The sequence below is a fragment of the Methyloglobulus morosus KoM1 genome (assembly GCF_000496735.2).
Classification (GTDB): domain Bacteria; phylum Pseudomonadota; class Gammaproteobacteria; order Methylococcales; family Methylomonadaceae; genus Methyloglobulus; species Methyloglobulus morosus.
The window spans coordinates 1-16,484 of the sequence record NZ_AYLO01000008.1; the positions used below are offsets into that span (position 1 = coordinate 1).

A 16,484-nucleotide genomic window follows, 5' to 3' on the forward strand; every position below is an offset into this window, starting at 1 on the left:
TATACATCCCGATAAATCTAAGTTAGATTTTACTTACCAGAAATAATATTTGCTAAAAAATCACAATACATCTGGAGATGTCAAATGTACAAAATATCGATTATCGAAAATCAGCCGATAATCAGGGAAGGTTTGTGCTCATTACTAAGAATGCAGTCAGGATTAGATGTTTTAGGGGGCTATAGTGATATAGTTGATTTTTTACGGGATCACGAAGTATTACCGGATGTCGTCCTTCTTGATCTAAATTTATGCAGCAAGAATGAAATTGATAATGTCAGAAAATTAAAGAACTTATTTTTATATGTAAAGATAATAATTTTTTCTACAACCAACAACGAACAATGCATTAAATGTGCATTCCAAGCAGGTGTACACGGCTTTGTCAACAAGGATGCCACGCCGGAACAAATTTACAATGCCGTCAGTTGTGTTGCCCAAGGTCAGATCTACCTCGGACCATCTATTTTACCGATTGTAATCAATGGTTTCATTCTAAGCCAAAACCAAGCACGTCCTGTCGACACCTCGGCCCTCACCGCCCGTGAACGTGAATTAGTAAGGCTTATTACCGAAGGTTATAAGAATAAGGAAATTGCCAACATCCTTTGTCTAAGTGTCAAAACGATTGAATCCCATCGAAGTAACCTTATGAAGAAACTCCAAGTACACAATGTTGCCGGCTTGATGACAAAAGCAAATCAATTTATCTGATCTTGCCCCGAAGTAGCCGGCACTCCGTCAAGAGAGTAGCCTTTGAAATCAAAGTCAACGATGAAAAGCAGAAACGGCAGCACGATATGCCCGCAACAGAGACAGCGCGCAAATTAAAGGGCAAGCCCTAGAACGGGCTGAACGGGACACGCGTCCCCAGGTGGCTCAGGATTTAGGGCTAGCGGAGACGACATTGTATACCTAACGGGTAAAGCGTCGGCAAACAGGGTAACCTTCTTGAAGACCAAAGACATCGTTCATAATACTGGCTACTCATAACTACTGTCGCCATAAGAACCACCCGCATAATTCTCAAACCGGGTGTATTGACCCAAGAAGGTCAGACGTACCGTACCTAATGGCCCATTCCGTTGTTTGCCGACAATAATCTCGGCAATGCCTTTGTCGGGACTGTCTTCGTTGTAGACTTCATCACGGTAGACAAAAATAATCAGGTCGGCATCCTGCTCAATTGCGCCGGATTCGCGTAAATCAGACATCATCGGACGCTTATTGGGGCGAGACTCAAGATTACGGTTTAATTGCGATAAAGCGACTACAGGCACGTTCAGCTCTTTGGCCAAGGCTTTCAAACCACGGGATATATCGGAAATCTGTTGTACCCGATTATCGCCGCTGCTGGGCGATTGCATCAACTGTAAGTAATCCAGTACGATCAGGCCTAATTGCCCGTGTTCGCGGGTTAAACGCCTCGCCCTTGCCCTAACCTCTGTCGGCGATAATGCCGGCGTGTCATCGATAAACATTTTGGTTTCGCCCAGCAAGCTGATGGCTGAGGTCAAACGCGGCCACTCGTGGTCTTCAAGCTTGCCAGTCCTGACCTTATGTTGGTCAATGCGCCCCAGTGACGACATCATCCGCATCGCTAAAGCGTCGCCTGGCATTTCCATACTGAATATGGCGACGGGTTTGCCGCCCCTGATAGCGATGTTTTCCGCCATGTTCATGGCTATCGTGGTTTTTCCCATCGACGGGCGGCCTGCAACGATAATCAAATCGGACGGTTGCAATCCTGAAGTCAACTCATCAAGGTCAGTAAATCCGGTGGCCGCACCGGTAATATGGCCTTCCTGCTCAAACAGCATTTCAATCTTGTCCACTGCCTTGGCCAGTAGCGATTTGATACCGATAAAACCGCCCTGCCCGCGTTGGCGCTGTTCTGCAATCTTGAAGACTTCCCGCTCGGCATGTTCCAGCAAGTCTGAGGTGTCCCGACCTTCCGTATTGAAGGCAGAGTCAGAAATTTGGGTGCCCACATGAATCAATTGCCGCAACACCGAGCGGTCCCTCACGATATTGGCATAGCTGACGATATTGGCGGCACTGGGCGTATCCTTGGCCAACATGCCCAGATACGGCAAACCGCCGACAGTGTCGAGTTCACCAATCGCTTCCAAGGTTTCTGATATGGTTATCACGTCAAAGGGAACTTGCCCTTCCGCCAATTTGGCAATGGTGCGGAAAATCAGTTGATGATCTTTTCGGTAAAAATCGCTTTCGCCGATTTTATCCGCAACCGAATCCCACGTCAGGTTATCCAACATCAAACCGCCCAAGACCGATTGCTCAGCCTGTATGGAATTGGGCGGTATCTTCAAAGATTCATAAGCATAATCACGGTCTAACACAAAAGTTTCAGGCATGGTAGGTAATTAACGGTAGTATTAAATTATCGGCACTCGATATATTTATAGGTTTCATGTCGGTGAACAAAACACTCCCGCCAGATACCCACATTTTACATCCAATGCTAATTCATTGATATTATAAATATTTATAATATATTGCTCTTGTTATTCTGATCGCCACCTCATGGCAACATCGGACAAAAAGTTTGGTTAATGAGGGCTTGGCCGACGCGCACCGACATAGTGTTTCCGCCAATAATCATTGCTCATGTTGGAGACCAATACCCGACCGGTGCGACGGCTAGGTGCGTGGATAAATTTATCATTATCGATAAAAATGCCAACATGGGAATAAGTGTTGCCGCTGGTATTAAAGAAGACCAAATCACCCGAGCGAAGGTTGCTTGGTGGTACGGAAGGTAAGGCGGAAGCCATTTCACTGACAGTACGTGGCAACCAAATTCCGTGTTTACCATAGATATGCTTAACAAAACCGCTACAATCGAAACCCTCCTCCGGTGTATCCTTGCCTGAACGGTAAGGTATGCCTTGTAGGCTCAAGGCATAGTTAATTAAAGGCGACTGGGATTCGGCTTGGGGTTGGATTTCTGGTGTGCTTGCGCATCCCGACAACAGGACTACAAGCAATACCGCAACTATAATAATTGTCTTTGATTGGAATTGCAGACTAGGATTTTCCATCAACTTACTCGTACATTTAACTATGCCTATGGATGATAAGGGATAACGGCACAACTATAAAATATCCATTATCCAGCGGGTAAATAAGTGCCTGATTCAGTTTGATAGTAAGCCGAATCCCCAATGTCCGGTCAAAGGGATTTCTGGAATCCATAGATGTAATACATCAATAGCCGAAGTTTACTCAGCCCTTCTGCCGTGACAGTTTCGATCAAGGCGAATATATTATTGACAGGGAATTTCAAGCTTAACCGCCTGAGATAACTGTAGGTTGGCAAGGTGTTGACTGTGATGTCGCGCTCGGTTTCTATCGTGAACCCCGTTTTTACGGCCAGATTCCGGTAATCCTCCACGCCGCACAGGATGTTACATTTGCCGTAAAACCCGTCACTCAGCTTTTGAGGCAGCTTTATCTTAGTGAACGGCAGCAATACTGGCTTAGGCACAAAGTCCGACAATGCCAAGTAGCCGCCCGGTTTAAGCACCCTGCAAGCTTCTTTAAAAAACTGCTCCCGGTCAGGAAAATGGAAAATACATTCCACCGCCAGCACCACATCGAAAGCCCCATCCGGCAACGGCAAAGCGCAGGCGTTTCCTTGCTTGAATTCGATGGTGTTATTGGCGGTAGGCTTGACGATCTCTCTCGCCCTCGCTAATTGCCGGTCATCAATATTCACGCCGACCAATCTCATTCCCTGATAATTTTCGTTGATATGGGCAATCGTCCCGCCAAAGCCGCAACCCACATCGAGGACGCTCAGGTTGTTTTGGATATGCCCTGCCAGACAAACTTCCCTACTCAAATCTTCCGAAGCTTGGGCAAAGGCCTCCGTAGTCAAGACGGCCTGCTTAGGATTCTCCCAATATCCCCAGTGCACATGCCGACCGAAGCTAAGTTCGACAGTGTCATTGCCTTCCTTTAAAGCAGCCAACAGATAATCAAAATAAGGCAAGCGAACAATCTTGGATTGGGAAAGTTCAGGATCGGGTACATTTGTTTGATTTTTGTTAGCCATTTCAACCTTTTTCGGAAAAGTTAGTGCCTAAATTTCGATAATGCCTGATCTTTATCAACCATCCGAAATTCCCGGATAATAAACGCTTTTATACCATACCGATAGTGCCATCGCAGGGTGACAAGAAAACCATTTGATTCACTTTATAGTTATCATTCAGATAAAACAACCTCGTAAAAAAATTACTCGACGGTTTTTAGTTGTATAATTCCGGTCACCGAAAGGAAAACGGTAAGCCACGGCTATAACAATAACTTAGATTTTCCAAAATAATAATAATGATTCGGATATTACTTGTTGACGATCATGAGCTTGTGCGAACAGGCATAGCTGCTTTATTGAACACGGCAGAAGACATGACTGTTGTCGGTGTCGCTCAGTCAGGGGAGGAAGCGGTCAATCAAATTGCCCTGCAAGCCGCTGACGTGATCCTAATGGATGTCAATATGCCGGGCATCGGCGGAATGGAAGCTTGCCGAAGGATGTTAAGGCGCGACCCCAACCTTAAAATTATCGCCATCTCTGCCCATAACGACGGCCCCATCCCGCAACAATTGCTTAAAATCGGTGTTAAAGGCTTTGTGTCCAAAGGCTCTTCCGCCGAAGAGATGATACTTGCCATTAGAAAAGTCATGACCGGAAAACGCTACCTATGCTCCGAAGTGGCGAACAACATGGCCCTTCAAGGTCTGCCAGGTAACGTGGAATCACCCTTCGCAAAACTTTCCCAACGTGAAACGGAGGTTGTAACGCTGATTCTACAAGGCAAATCCATTCAGGAAATGGCAGAAATGCTGGTATTAAGCGACAAGACCGTCAACACCTACCGTTACCGCTTATACGAAAAACTCCATATAAAAAATGATGTCGAACTGACCCGTCTGGCGGTTAAGTTTGGTCACATGATACCGGATTGATTAACAAGGATTTTATAGCTCTCTCGCCTTAGCGAAGGCATCCCTGAAATCGAGATACAAGGGTGTGTCGGTTTCCAACATCAGTTTCAACAAGATATTTTGCAGTTGGTATTTAACATTACCCACCGCCAACGCCCCAATGCCCACCGCACCAGGTGAATTGACCGCATGGATTAACGGATCGCCCATATGGCTACGCTTAATGCCTTCAATCCCAAGCGGCGGCACAGCGTTGACGTCACCCGCTACTTTTAACTGCTTAGCATCGTCCAAGACGTCTGCGCTAATCACTTGAAGTCCCGCTTTCGCCGTACAAAATACAATATCCGCATGGCTTATTAACCGTGCCTTATCGGCATCCGAACTGGCATAGGTCCCCTTCAAATGACATCCAAAACGTCCGTTGTATTCATTCGCAACCGCCAAAGCCGTATCGACAGACAAATGGTCAGTCAAGGTAATGTCAGCACCCGCCAATGAAGCGATTACGCCCGTTGCGATTCCGACCGAACCCGTACCGCCAAAGACAACGCCATGACAATCGCCCAATTCTTTGCCGTGCTTTATTTTGAGTTGCTTCTCCACACAGGCAACCAATGCCGCAGCTGTGGTGAACGCACCGCTAGGGTCGGCAAATACCGATACCTCAAACGGCGGCACCATCGCTTTTTTGGCGGCTTCCATCATATCTACCGCCGTGCCTATATTACGGCCGCCAATAAATATTCCCGTGCGTTTAACCCCCGAAGGCCCACGGGAAAAAATAGCGTCCTGCACCAAGCCATGTACGCTTTCCAGTGTGACATTGCTGTAGGGCATCATAATATCGAAATCGGCATCCATTGCCATGTTGATGTCAAAGGGACTATTGTGGGGCATAGGGTCAAACATGTGCAAGATGCTGCGTTTTTCCATCGGTTTCTCTCGTAGATTATGGGATATTGCTTATTAAGCCGATTTTGCACAAGCCCTGGCGACCTCAAAAGCATGTTCAAAATGCAGATAAATCGGCTTTTTTGCTTTGAACATCATTTTTAATAGCCGGTTATGCGTCTGATATTTAATATCGCCAATTGCCATAGCACCTATCCCCACTGCACCGCTGTTAGAACCATCAATGACATTGCCATTTTGGAATGCATCCACACCCGCAATTCCGGCGGGAGGAACGGCATTAACATCGGCGGCAACCTTTAGCTGTGGGGCAGACGCCACCAACTCGGCACTTAATAACTCAATACCGGCCGCACCTGTTGCCACGACTATATCCGCGGTCTTGATGTATTCGGCTTTATCGGCATCTGCGCCGGCAGTAATGTTGGTTTTTCCTTCGCCAAATTCATTGTTGCATAGATCGGCAATATTTTGGGCCCTTTCAAGTTGACGGCCAATAATCCTGACATTAGCCCCAGCTTTTCCTGCGATCACCGCTGCCGCTTGACCCACAGGGCCTGTGCCTCCGAGAGCCAACATATTTTTACCTGCCAATGAGGTGTTGAATTTTTTCTGCAATTCGCGTTCGACGGCTGCCATCATACCGGCTGCCGTGGTGAATGCGCCACTAGGATCGGCAAGCACGGACACTTCGTAGGGGGGCACCATAGACTGTTGGGCCATTTTTAACATGTCCATAGCCAGCTTGGTATCGCGACCACCAATGAATATGGCCGTACGTTTTACATTTTCCGTACTGCGTGAAAATATGGCATCTTGAACCAAGCCTTGAATCTCGCCCAATTCCACGTTGAGATACGGAACGGCAGAAATCCAACCGGCATCCATCGCCATATTCACATCAAAAGGGCTAAGATTTTTCGCCGTGGTCAGCATGTGTAAGATATACGGTTTTTCCATGTTTTGTCCTCTATAAAATAGCGCGAGAGTATAAAAGAAAACGCACCGGATTGACACATGGGGTAGCATTTACCGTGCATATTTTAGTTGGGGCAGTTAGGGCATAAGCGTAGAAATATGAATAAGGTATGCGTTTCTAGGCAGTTACGGATTTGATCCCTGCGCCTATCTTGAAACTACATTATTCCAATACCGGGCTTCGGTTGCACGCCATGCTTCAACTTTAATGCCGTTATCCATATTAACCTCAATACTGCCATCCTCTGAATTATTGAAAACCCTAATGTGCAAATCACTATAACGCCGGAGAACATCTTGATGCGGATGACCGAACTGGTTTCTGTAACCAACTGGAATTAATACGGTATTAGGTTGTACTGCCTTTAAAAATGTGCTTGTCGACGAGGTCTGGCTACCATGATGGGGGGCAATCAAGACATCGGCTTTTAGCTTATCTTTATAAGTCTCAACGAGCCATGACTCCGCTTCCGCCTCAATATCACCCGTTAGCAATGCCGTACCCTTCTGCGCCTGGATTTGTAAAACGCAAGAATTGTTGTTATCTGACAATAAGTTAGCCACCTTTGGCGACAGTATGGAAAAGGTAACCTGATCCCAGGTCCAAGATTGCCCCACCTTACATTGAATTGGCGAATATTCCATTAATTGCAGCGGCACACTGGTCAAAATATCACCTGTATCTATATGGCCTACTACCGACCCAACACCGCCGATATGGTCATTATCGCCATGGCTAACAATTAAAGTATTAACCTTATCAATGCCCTGGTAACGCAAGAAAGGGATGACAACGCTTTGTCCCATGTCACTGGTAGCTGAAAACTTTGCCCCTGCGTCATAAACCAGGACGTGATTCGCGGTTTGCACGACCGCAGACAAACCTTGACCGACATCCAGCAAGGTTAACTTTACGGCGCCGGGATGAATTATGCTTGATCCTGTAAAGACCAATGGAAATAACATGACCCAACCCAAATGGCGCGACGGCATACCCTTAGGGCTAAATAAAAGCAATATGCCAGGTATTGCAAACACCAAAGCCCACCCTGATGGTTGGCTATGAGCTGCTGTTGACAACGGTAAAGCCGCTAATTTGACCAGTACCCACCATAAACCTTGCAATGTTACGTCCACGACAATGAATAATTTTGCCGCCACTATCGGCGCAACAAATAGTATCAACGTCGCAAACAAGGCTATGGGAACGACCAACAAACTGATAATCGGCACGGCAATAAGGTTGGCGAGCGGCGAAATCAGTGAAACCTGCTGGAAAAAGAACAACAATAACGGTGCCAGTCCTATCGAAGTCACCCAGTTGATCTTGATGCTGCCACGAATCAAGCCCGGTTTACCCAAACGTCCGGCAATGACATAAATAATCAGGCTAACTGCAATAAACGACAGCCAAAATCCGGCAGATAAGACCACTAAAGGATCAATAACCAGGACGGCAAATAAGGCAACGGCAAGTACGTTAAAGGGGCGTGTATTTCGCTGCTGGACAATAGCCGTCATGGCGATAGCGATCATCAACGCAGAACGTTGTGCAGGTACAGAAAATCCCGTCAAACCTGCATAAAATATGGCAACCACCATTGCCGTCATGGCAGCGACTTTCTGGGGCGACCACACCAAAATCCCCGTCCAAGCCCAAAATCGGACAACCAACAAATAGACTAAGCCTGCAATCAGGCCGATATGCGAGCCAGAAATGACCATCAAATGTGTTGTGCCAGTCTGGCGAAATATCTCCCATTGGCGTGGCGATAAACTATTGCCGTCCCCTATCGTTAACGCTTTAATCAACGGTAAGCTTTCGCTATTGGCCAGTGTCCGCGCTAACTGTTCGGCGATATGTTGTCGCCAAACTAACAGGCTGGTTTTGGTAGAACCGCTATCCACTAACCTAGGCTCAGGTTTCGGGCGAATATAACCCGACGCGCCAATACCTTCCAAAAACAACCAGCGTTCATAATCAAAACCGCCAGGGTTAAATGTGCCATGCGGCGGCTTTAATCGGACTGTAACCGCCCATTCCTGGCCGGCTTTGACCACTTTATCGGGGTAATACCAAGTTAACCTTAATTTAGGTGGAATCTGTTTGGTTGATCCTGTTACAGTGAAATTAAACCGGACATGGTTACCCTCATGTTCCGGTAAATCAGCAATGTAACCTTGAATTTGAATATCTTGACCGGCCAATTGCTCGGGCAAACGGTGATTAAGGCTCAATGAAGCAAATACAGCTGCCCATAATATTCCCAACAATAAAAATAGGCCTCCCCAACACCGCAACCATACCGTAACAGCAGCAGCGCAAACAACCGCTACCGCCCATATAGGCTCTGGCAATGCCGTCATCTGCTGGACACATAAAATTCCGACCAGAAAACACAGGACAAAAACAACCATTGAAGTCGAAATTAATTAAGGTAAAAATCTGCTAAAATTAGCCATCCAAAGGAACCATGAACCGGTCATTCGACAAAGCTCTTTGAGGGAAGCGAAAGGATCCAGGATGGCAGGCAAGCTGTTGATAACCTTTGCAGCGAGCCGTGGGCTTGTCGAACCTGCCGAAATCCACTTGCCCAGAGTTCCCATAACGTCATAATAATAAACTTAAACCCCATTATCATTGAACTTGACAAGAAACCATCATGAACCAAAACACCATTAACCTTATTGAACAATACTATGCCGCTTTCAACAGTGCAGATATGGAAACTTTTTTAAGCCTGCTGACCGATGATGTCATACACGATATCAACCAGGGTAAGCGTGAAATCGGTAAGGAGGCATTCAGTCGCTTTATGGCCTGTATGAATTTCAATTATAAAGAGCAATTGGTCGATATGGTGATTATGGCGACACCCGACGGCTCGCGCGCCGCTGCCGAGTTCGTGGTATTAGGCAAATACCTAAAATCCGATGAAGGATTGCCCGCCGCAAACGGCCAGGAATACAAGTTACCTGCCGGCGCTTTTTTCGAGATATGTGAAAACAAAGTCGCCCGAATCACCAACTACTATAATCTGGAAGATTGGATCGCCCAAGTTAGCGATTAATTTATTGGCCCTTTAGCTCGGCAAGAACCCTAAACATCGGCAATAATCGAATGAAACTAGTCACCATCGCTATAACCATAGGCTTGATCCTGCTTTATTTTGTGAATGCGGCCTTTAAAATCGATATTTTTAACTGGGAAATGCTTATACACATTAGCATCCGGTTTTTTACCGGCTTCATTATTTTAGGCATTAGCTATTTTTATGCCCATAAACTCAAACTAAAGATCTCGATTTTTTTGGTTTTAGGCCTGGTCCTGGCAGATGATGTATTGGATTACTACCGACAGGTAACCCGTTTTAGTGTCGAAATGATGCTTTATGGAATCTATATGCTGTTTTGGGGGTCGGTGGTCGGTTATTTATTCATGAGACAGTTCAAGCATAATATTGACGACCAAGGATAACAACCAACATTGACGATTTGTGCTAATCAAACGCTTCAATTCGCTGAACTCAAGGGTGGGCTATCACCAACAAGGTCTGGGCGCGTTCAAACGCGCAATTCAGGCATTTTTCCAATGATTCCGGGTCCAACGCAGCAAAGCTTTCGTCCAGGATAGTCAATTGGGTATTTTGCAGCAAAGCACGCGCCAGGAAAATGCGGCTGCGTTCGCCATGCGAGAGTTGCCAGCCGGTTTCGCCCACCATTTGCATCATGCCGGACGGCATTCGCTCCAGCAATTCCCCCAAGCCTAAATCCACACACAACGCGTGCGCTTCCTGGATGTCGCCCTCCGAAGCCGGCCATTGACGGCCCATCAGCAGATTAAATGCCAGTGTTCCGGTCAGGATGTGATTTTCGTGGAACTGGGGCGCTTCGGTTGCCAAGCTATGCCAGCTTTCACCCAAGGTATGGCTATCCAGTCCATTCAACAGCAACAGGCCGGAATCCGGCTTTCTCAGCCCTACCAGCAAAGAAGCCAGTGTTGATTTTCCGCCGCCCGACGACCCTTCAAGCAAAATACGTTCACCTTTATAGATCGATATATTAACCCCACGGAGAACCGGATCGGACTGTGGCTGATAACGAAAGACCAAATCGCTGGCATCAATTAACTTGGTGGTCACATGAGTGGTGCTTGCTCCGGCTATCTGGGCAGCGGTTAAAAAAGCTTCGTTGGCTGGTTTTTTACTGCCTGAATGAAATAATGCTGAAACTTGCGTCCAGGCAATGCCTGCCCTAGCCAATGCCGCCAGGCCACCCGTTGCCCCGGAAAGCGCCCTGTTAGCGAGCAATATCCCGCCTAAACTAATGGCCAATGCCGACGCGCTGCTTGCGCCGGAAATAAAGGCAGGCGCCAAACCGATCAACCCAATGATCAACCAACCGCGTGACAGCCCGCCAATTATCGGCGTTATCGCGCCATCCAGTCCTTTAGATGCGTTCAGGTACTCTTGGACTGTTTGGTCTTCTTCCGCATTTCGCCGCGTTGCCGACTCCTGGGCAAGCCGTGTCCTGTGCCCAACCATGCGTTCGACCAGCTCATGGGTCATGTCAAGGCGCATTAGCGTCCATTCTTGCAAACGCTTAAAGTATCGCCAGACCAGGGCTAGGGTCAGGGCTAACCAACCTGTCAACAGCAACAAATGCAGTTGGCCACCTGCGCCATACGCCAGGATAAATCCCGCAAAAACCAGTTCGACTGTTGCGACAACGACTGAAAAACCACCATTCAGCGCCAGTGATTCCAATGCTTGCGACTCCATCACCCGACCCAGGAATTGGCCTGCCCCTTGATGCTTTACTGACTGCAGATCCATGCGTAACGCACCCGCTAATAACCGCTTTTTTAGGATTCTCCCCATATCGAGCGCAAACATACTATCCAGCCAACCACCCAGCAAATGCAGGGGGATTAGCGATAAGACCAATAAAACCCAAGCGGTCAACCAACCAAAATCTAGCCTACCATTCAGTGCCGCCTGCCCAATCAATGCCCAGCCAGCCATTTCCATGCCGTATAGCAGCATGAACACCGTTACCATTAACAACGCGCGTCTTGGCAAATGGGCTTGCGAGAGTTGCCGCCAGAACCCCGTTGTTGGCGGTAAGCGCAGCAACCAGCAACCCCGTATGCGTTGGCCGGCAAGCCGTTCCCGTACCATGACCGCCCGCACCTGTTGCCACTGTTGCTTGGGCACATTGGCGAGCTGCAATAAATGGTCGATTTCGGCACTAATGGGGATTTCAAATGGCTCACAGATTGCTGCACGGAGCATGTCAACCGAACAACGATGTACCTGCAAATCCGGGCCGATCAACAGCAATTTGCCAAATTTCAATTTAAGCAATAACAGGAATTGACTTTCTTCGCCTGTTTTTACCTGCAACACGGCAGGGCTGACATTGCGCAGCAATTGTCCAAATTGCGAAACCGGTGTTTCAATGGGTTCGGCTTCCAAGGCTAGCCGATCGCTCGCCCATTCAATCCAACGGCTTAAATCGGCTATGTCTTGCTGTTGCAAGGGTTCAGGTGCAATACGATTTCTACTTTCTGGACTTAATCCTGCCTGCCTCGCCAATTCTTCGATGCCTTCACCTAATCTGGCAAGCGGCCAGCACAAATCGACGATAGCCTTATCCATTGCTGGCATCCGTAGCGGATTTAATGTAGCCATCCTGGACTTGAATTTTCCGCCATTCTTTCCCCTTCCACAATTCTTGGCGCACTAGTTTTTCGGCATTGAGCAGGTCACGGTATCGGGAATCACGGGCAGCCAATCGGCCAGGCGCATCATCTTCGATGATTTGCCCATCTTCTACTACCAGAACCCGGTTGAACGACAGCGTTTCTTCGACATCATGGGTGACACAAAGCAATGTTGCCGTTGCCCACCAATTTCTGGCCTCATTGAGCAATCGATGCCTCTGGGTACGATCCATGCCACGAAAAGGCTCATCAAGCAAGGCCAGCCGGACATCGGTTTGCATCAACGCCCTAGCCAGACGTACGCGCTGGCCTTCCCCACCAGACAGCAACGAGCCGCCTTCACCCAGGTAAGTTTGTAACCCCGATGGCAGTTTTTGCAATACACCCCGTAAGGTGGCGGCATCTATGGCACTAGTTATCCTGTCGAAACCGTTCTCGTGTGAACTGTAAATGAGATTGTCTAAAAATGGGCGATTCCATATCTGAACGGCAGGATCAACCCAGGCGATTTCTTGCCTAAGGGCTTGTTGATTACGCCCCGATAAAATCTGGTTATCGACCAACAATTGCCCACCAGCGAGCCGATGCCATCCAAGCAACAATCCCACCAGGCTGGATTTCCCAGCACCGGAAGGGCCGACGATGGCAATTTGCTCACCTGGAGCAATACTCAGGTTGATGCCTTGTAAAATCGAATGCCCCGCCGCCACCACATTGCCATTGGAAATTTTAATGCTAACGCCAGTGCTGCGTTTAATGGGTCTTGTATCAGGGGAAGCATCGTCCTGTATAGGCGTATCAACCTCTTCTGGTGTAGATAACGGCTCTAATAACCGCAGCAATATATTCCGTTGCGCAGGGTATTGATGCGCAAGCGTTGTCAACGTATGCCCAATAGCGGGCAGCTTCAATGCCCAATAGACCAGCAGCAAATCACCGCCGGTCACACCGCCCGAACGCATAAAATGCTGGAACAACATCAGGCCTACAAACGACATGCAGACCAAAGATTGTACGCCGTCTATCGCCAAGGAAAGCTGTATCAGGCTTCGGCTAGACCGAGCCCATTCCACTAATAAACCTTCATGTTCGCGACGAACGGCAAGTTCGGCCCGATGTGTTCGGATAGGCACAAGGCCTAGCAAGGCATCCAGGTAGAAACTGAACAAAGCCCCAGAATGGCTACGCACCCGCAAGTCCCTCTCATTAAGCAATGGCTGTGCCAGTAAAGGCAATAGAATTGCCAGCAGTGCTATGGTTATCGCCAATACGCCGCTGGCAGGGGCTATAAGAATAATCCCGGTCAAGGTGAAGACAATATCCCAAACCGTCTGGACAAAATGGATACCTAAGTCGGGGACCAGCCGGGTCAAGGCGATGCTATGGCTGCGTTCCGCCATATCCGATACGGGACGGCTTTGGAAATAACGGTCTGTCAGGTTCGGCAATTTTCGCAACAATGCCATCCGCAACCGCGTTTCCAGATGACGGCCAAACCGCAACGACTCCATCTTAATGGGGATTTCAATCAACAGCAGCAAGCCGACAAAAACCATTAAAGCGACAACGGCAAATAACCGCTGGTCGGCTAATTTGAGCTCCCAGCTTATATCAAAGATGCCCCTGAACAGCAGGGTTTCTATCAATAATGCTGCGACGGAAACGGTTAGCGCCCCTATCAGGGCATACGGGGATAAAATGCCATCGTCTTTTAGCATATTGAGGAGGGCTTTACTCGGCTGTAGCGGTTTCTCTTTGAGTGCGGCCTCTATCTCTGTGGCAAGGGGTTCTTGTCCAGTGGTTTCCTTAGTAAGCGCGGGGGTTATTTCAGGGTTTTTTGCCTTTATTTGTAATAAAACGGCACCGCTTAATACCAGCTTTTCATCGGATTCGCCTTCGGAAAGCGGGGGCATTACCGACCAGTAAGAGCGTGGGATTGTTTTGTAAATAGCATTTTTATCGATTTGTCCAAGCAACGTATCCATCAATTTAACGGCTTGGTTTCCTGCGGGTATCCCGCCCGCTTCCACTATAGAATGGACTAATCTGACGCTGGCATCCAGTTTTGCCCATCCAAACCAATCCGATTCTTGACGTGCTTGGTTAAGCACGGCGGTGACCTTCTCTTTAGTCGCGCCCAACAAGGAGATGCGCTGGGCCAATGGTTTTAGGAATTCATCCGAAGCCGCCCATTCCAGCCAGTCTTGGGCTTGAACCGGAAATTCATGGCGAAATATTTCTTCTGCAAAACGCTGGCAAGTTACCCAGCGCCTACCCATTGCCGGATCCATCACTTGCAGCCATCTGCCATGTCGACGCCAAATCACTACAAAATGGGTTGCACCGTCGGAGTGCCGCACGACGACCATCGCAGGTAACACGGCGGCTTCAGATAAAAAGATATGGTCAAGAGGGACCATGGTTTGCTCGGCAGTAACGCCCAACTGGTTGGCGACTTCTTCCAACATATCGATTGAAGTGCCATCGACATTGGTTTGGCATGCTTCCCGAAGCCGACCATAACTGACAGGAATGTTGAAGCCTTCCAACAAGCATTTTAAGGAAGCGGGTCCGCAATCCATTGCGGATGTCTGGACGACCTCCGGCACTAGCCAGCGCCGTTTTTCAGTGATGCCTAAGCTGCTCATTTCGGGTTGGGCGCGTCAGCAGGATGTGATGTTTGGTCAGTATTGGATAACAACTGCCCTGCTACACGCAGCACCATAACCGCTGGGCTGACTTGCTCGATACTGACTTCAATTGATCCCGGCAACCCATGTTGAAGAGTAATACGCGAGAATGTGGATGGGTCGGGCGTGAATTCCACCCGCACTTGGTTATCCCTGATTTCAGAACCCACCCGGCTTACTTTCGCCGGGATCGTCCCAAATTGTACCCAAGGGAAACCATCCAATCGCATACGGGCACGTTGTCCTGGGTGTATCCTGCCTAACACAGAAGCCGGAGGAAAATCAGCGACTATCCTGAGCTCACTGCGCGGCACCACCGTGCCGAGTTTTTCACCGACGGCGATATACATGCCAACTTGCAAAGGCACGATATCGCCGATTTGTCCGTTTGCCGGAGACCGTATCAGATGCTTTTCAATATCCTGCTTAAGGCGCACAATCGTCACTTGTATCGTTGCAAGCTCACCATTTAACCTGGCAACTTCGCGCTTTAGGTTTTCAATTTCAGCTTGTTGTTGATGGGCACGGGTTTGTGCCTCCATCTCTAAGCGCTGTATATCGGATGTCAATGCTTCTTTGTTAGAACTCAGCTTTTCTGATTCTGCTTGGGCACGTAAAGTTTCTATGACAGGAATTCGACCTGAGCCACGTAGTGTTTTTAACCGTCGCTCATTATCTTTTGCAAAAGTGACGGCTGCACCCGCCTCTTTTTGTCGTGATTTAGCGCTATGCACTGAAGCCAATGCGGCTTGACGGCCTTCAGTTTTAGCCCGTTCCAGTTCGCTAATTTGTTTTTCAAGTGCGGCAATTTGTGGCGGCAAGGCAATCAATTTTGATTCTTCTTCTTGTAACCGCAGTTTTTCACTGCTTGCGTCCAAGGTAAACAATACCTCGCCTTGCCGGACTTCCTGCCCTAAGGATAAGGAGGTCGAAACAATTTTGCTGGCAACCAAAGCGGCAATGGGATGTGAAGAGCGGTCGACTTCCAGTCGCGCTTTTGTAGAAAGCTCATAAACGGTGACTTCAGCAAAAAAAAACCAAACCAGCCATCCGGTTAAAAAAAAGCCGCCAATTAGCCACGCTATCACCGCATACTTAGATGAGTCTTGTGCGAGAGAACGGGTGGTTCGAGAAAAAGTCGTAGGCAAAAATGCTCCTTAGGCTGAAATTTGTTACTTATAAGCGATGCACCAAATCTA

The 16,484-nt window shown here is 48.1% G+C and carries 13 protein-coding genes; 4 read left to right on the forward strand and 9 right to left on the reverse strand.

Annotated elements, in window-relative coordinates; genetic code table 11:
* Positions 1 to 84: 84 nt before the first annotated feature.
* Positions 85 to 714, forward strand: coding sequence for a LuxR C-terminal-related transcriptional regulator (locus tag MGMO_RS00800; RefSeq protein WP_023493099.1), 630 nt, complete (start codon positions 85 to 87; stop codon positions 712 to 714).
* Between the two features lie 269 nt (positions 715 to 983).
* On the opposite strand, the gene dnaB is transcribed toward MGMO_RS00800, so the two are convergent.
* The 3 genes from dnaB to MGMO_RS00815 all read right to left on the reverse strand — a co-directional run bounded on the left by dnaB (position 984) and on the right by MGMO_RS00815 (position 4,081).
* The gene (gene dnaB / locus MGMO_RS00805; protein ID WP_023493100.1) at positions 984 to 2,378 is read right to left on the reverse strand and encodes a replicative DNA helicase; all 1,395 of its coding nucleotides are present in this window, start codon (positions 2,376 to 2,378) and stop codon (positions 984 to 986) included.
* 195 nt (positions 2,379 to 2,573) lie between these two features.
* Positions 2,574 to 3,065 carry a C40 family peptidase gene (locus MGMO_RS00810; protein WP_023493102.1) on the reverse strand — a complete coding sequence of 164 codons (492 nt, stop codon included), beginning with the start codon at positions 3,063 to 3,065 and terminating at the stop codon, positions 2,574 to 2,576.
* A gap of 131 nt (positions 3,066 to 3,196) precedes the next feature.
* Positions 3,197 to 4,081: a class I SAM-dependent methyltransferase gene (locus MGMO_RS00815; RefSeq protein WP_023493103.1), complete on the reverse strand. Its 885-nt coding sequence runs from the start codon at positions 4,079 to 4,081 to the stop codon at positions 3,197 to 3,199.
* Positions 4,082 to 4,359: 278 nt separating this feature from the next.
* Here MGMO_RS00815 and MGMO_RS00820 point away from each other — a divergent pair, with 278 nt between their 5' ends.
* Complete coding sequence (locus MGMO_RS00820; protein WP_023493104.1) at positions 4,360 to 4,998, forward strand: response regulator; 639 nt, start codon at positions 4,360 to 4,362, stop codon at positions 4,996 to 4,998.
* A 12-nt stretch (positions 4,999 to 5,010) separates the two neighbouring features.
* On the opposite strand, the gene MGMO_RS00825 is transcribed toward MGMO_RS00820, so the two are convergent.
* The 3 genes from MGMO_RS00825 to MGMO_RS00835 all read right to left on the reverse strand — a co-directional run bounded on the left by MGMO_RS00825 (position 5,011) and on the right by MGMO_RS00835 (position 9,288).
* Positions 5,011 to 5,913, reverse strand: coding sequence for an NAD(P)-dependent methylenetetrahydromethanopterin dehydrogenase (locus MGMO_RS00825; protein WP_023493105.1), 903 nt, complete (start codon positions 5,911 to 5,913; stop codon positions 5,011 to 5,013).
* 33 nt (positions 5,914 to 5,946) lie between these two features.
* Positions 5,947 to 6,852 carry an NAD(P)-dependent methylenetetrahydromethanopterin dehydrogenase gene (locus MGMO_RS00830; RefSeq protein WP_023493106.1) on the reverse strand — a complete coding sequence of 302 codons (906 nt, stop codon included), beginning with the start codon at positions 6,850 to 6,852 and terminating at the stop codon, positions 5,947 to 5,949.
* A gap of 165 nt (positions 6,853 to 7,017) precedes the next feature.
* The gene (locus MGMO_RS00835; RefSeq protein WP_023493107.1) at positions 7,018 to 9,288 is read right to left on the reverse strand and encodes a DNA internalization-related competence protein ComEC/Rec2; all 2,271 of its coding nucleotides are present in this window, start codon (positions 9,286 to 9,288) and stop codon (positions 7,018 to 7,020) included.
* A 245-nt stretch (positions 9,289 to 9,533) separates the two neighbouring features.
* On the opposite strand from MGMO_RS00835, the gene MGMO_RS00840 reads away from it, so the two are divergent.
* Positions 9,534 to 9,941: a ketosteroid isomerase-related protein gene (locus MGMO_RS00840; RefSeq protein ID WP_023493108.1), complete on the forward strand. Its 408-nt coding sequence runs from the start codon at positions 9,534 to 9,536 to the stop codon at positions 9,939 to 9,941.
* A gap of 50 nt (positions 9,942 to 9,991) precedes the next feature.
* Positions 9,992 to 10,348, forward strand: a complete 357-nt coding sequence (locus tag MGMO_RS00845) for a hypothetical protein (protein WP_023493109.1) — start codon at positions 9,992 to 9,994, stop codon at positions 10,346 to 10,348.
* A gap of 49 nt (positions 10,349 to 10,397) precedes the next feature.
* On the opposite strand, the gene MGMO_RS00850 is transcribed toward MGMO_RS00845, so the two are convergent.
* The 3 genes from MGMO_RS00850 to MGMO_RS00860 are packed head-to-tail and all read right to left on the reverse strand — an operon-like array spanning position 10,398 to position 16,433.
* On the reverse strand, positions 10,398 to 12,563 hold the full coding sequence (locus MGMO_RS00850) for an ATP-binding cassette domain-containing protein (RefSeq protein ID WP_082458231.1): 2,166 nt from the start codon (positions 12,561 to 12,563) through the stop codon (positions 10,398 to 10,400).
* The gene (locus MGMO_RS00855) at positions 12,523 to 15,243 is read right to left on the reverse strand and encodes an ATP-binding cassette domain-containing protein (protein ID WP_023493111.1); all 2,721 of its coding nucleotides are present in this window, start codon (positions 15,241 to 15,243) and stop codon (positions 12,523 to 12,525) included. Before MGMO_RS00855 ends, MGMO_RS00850 begins: the two co-directional genes overlap by 41 nt.
* Positions 15,240 to 16,433 (reverse strand): HlyD family secretion protein, encoded by a 1,194-nt coding sequence (locus tag MGMO_RS00860; RefSeq protein WP_023493112.1) that lies wholly within the window; start codon positions 16,431 to 16,433, stop codon positions 15,240 to 15,242. The genes MGMO_RS00855 and MGMO_RS00860 overlap by 4 nt, the downstream gene beginning before the upstream one ends.
* Positions 16,434 to 16,484: the final 51 nt, after the last annotated feature.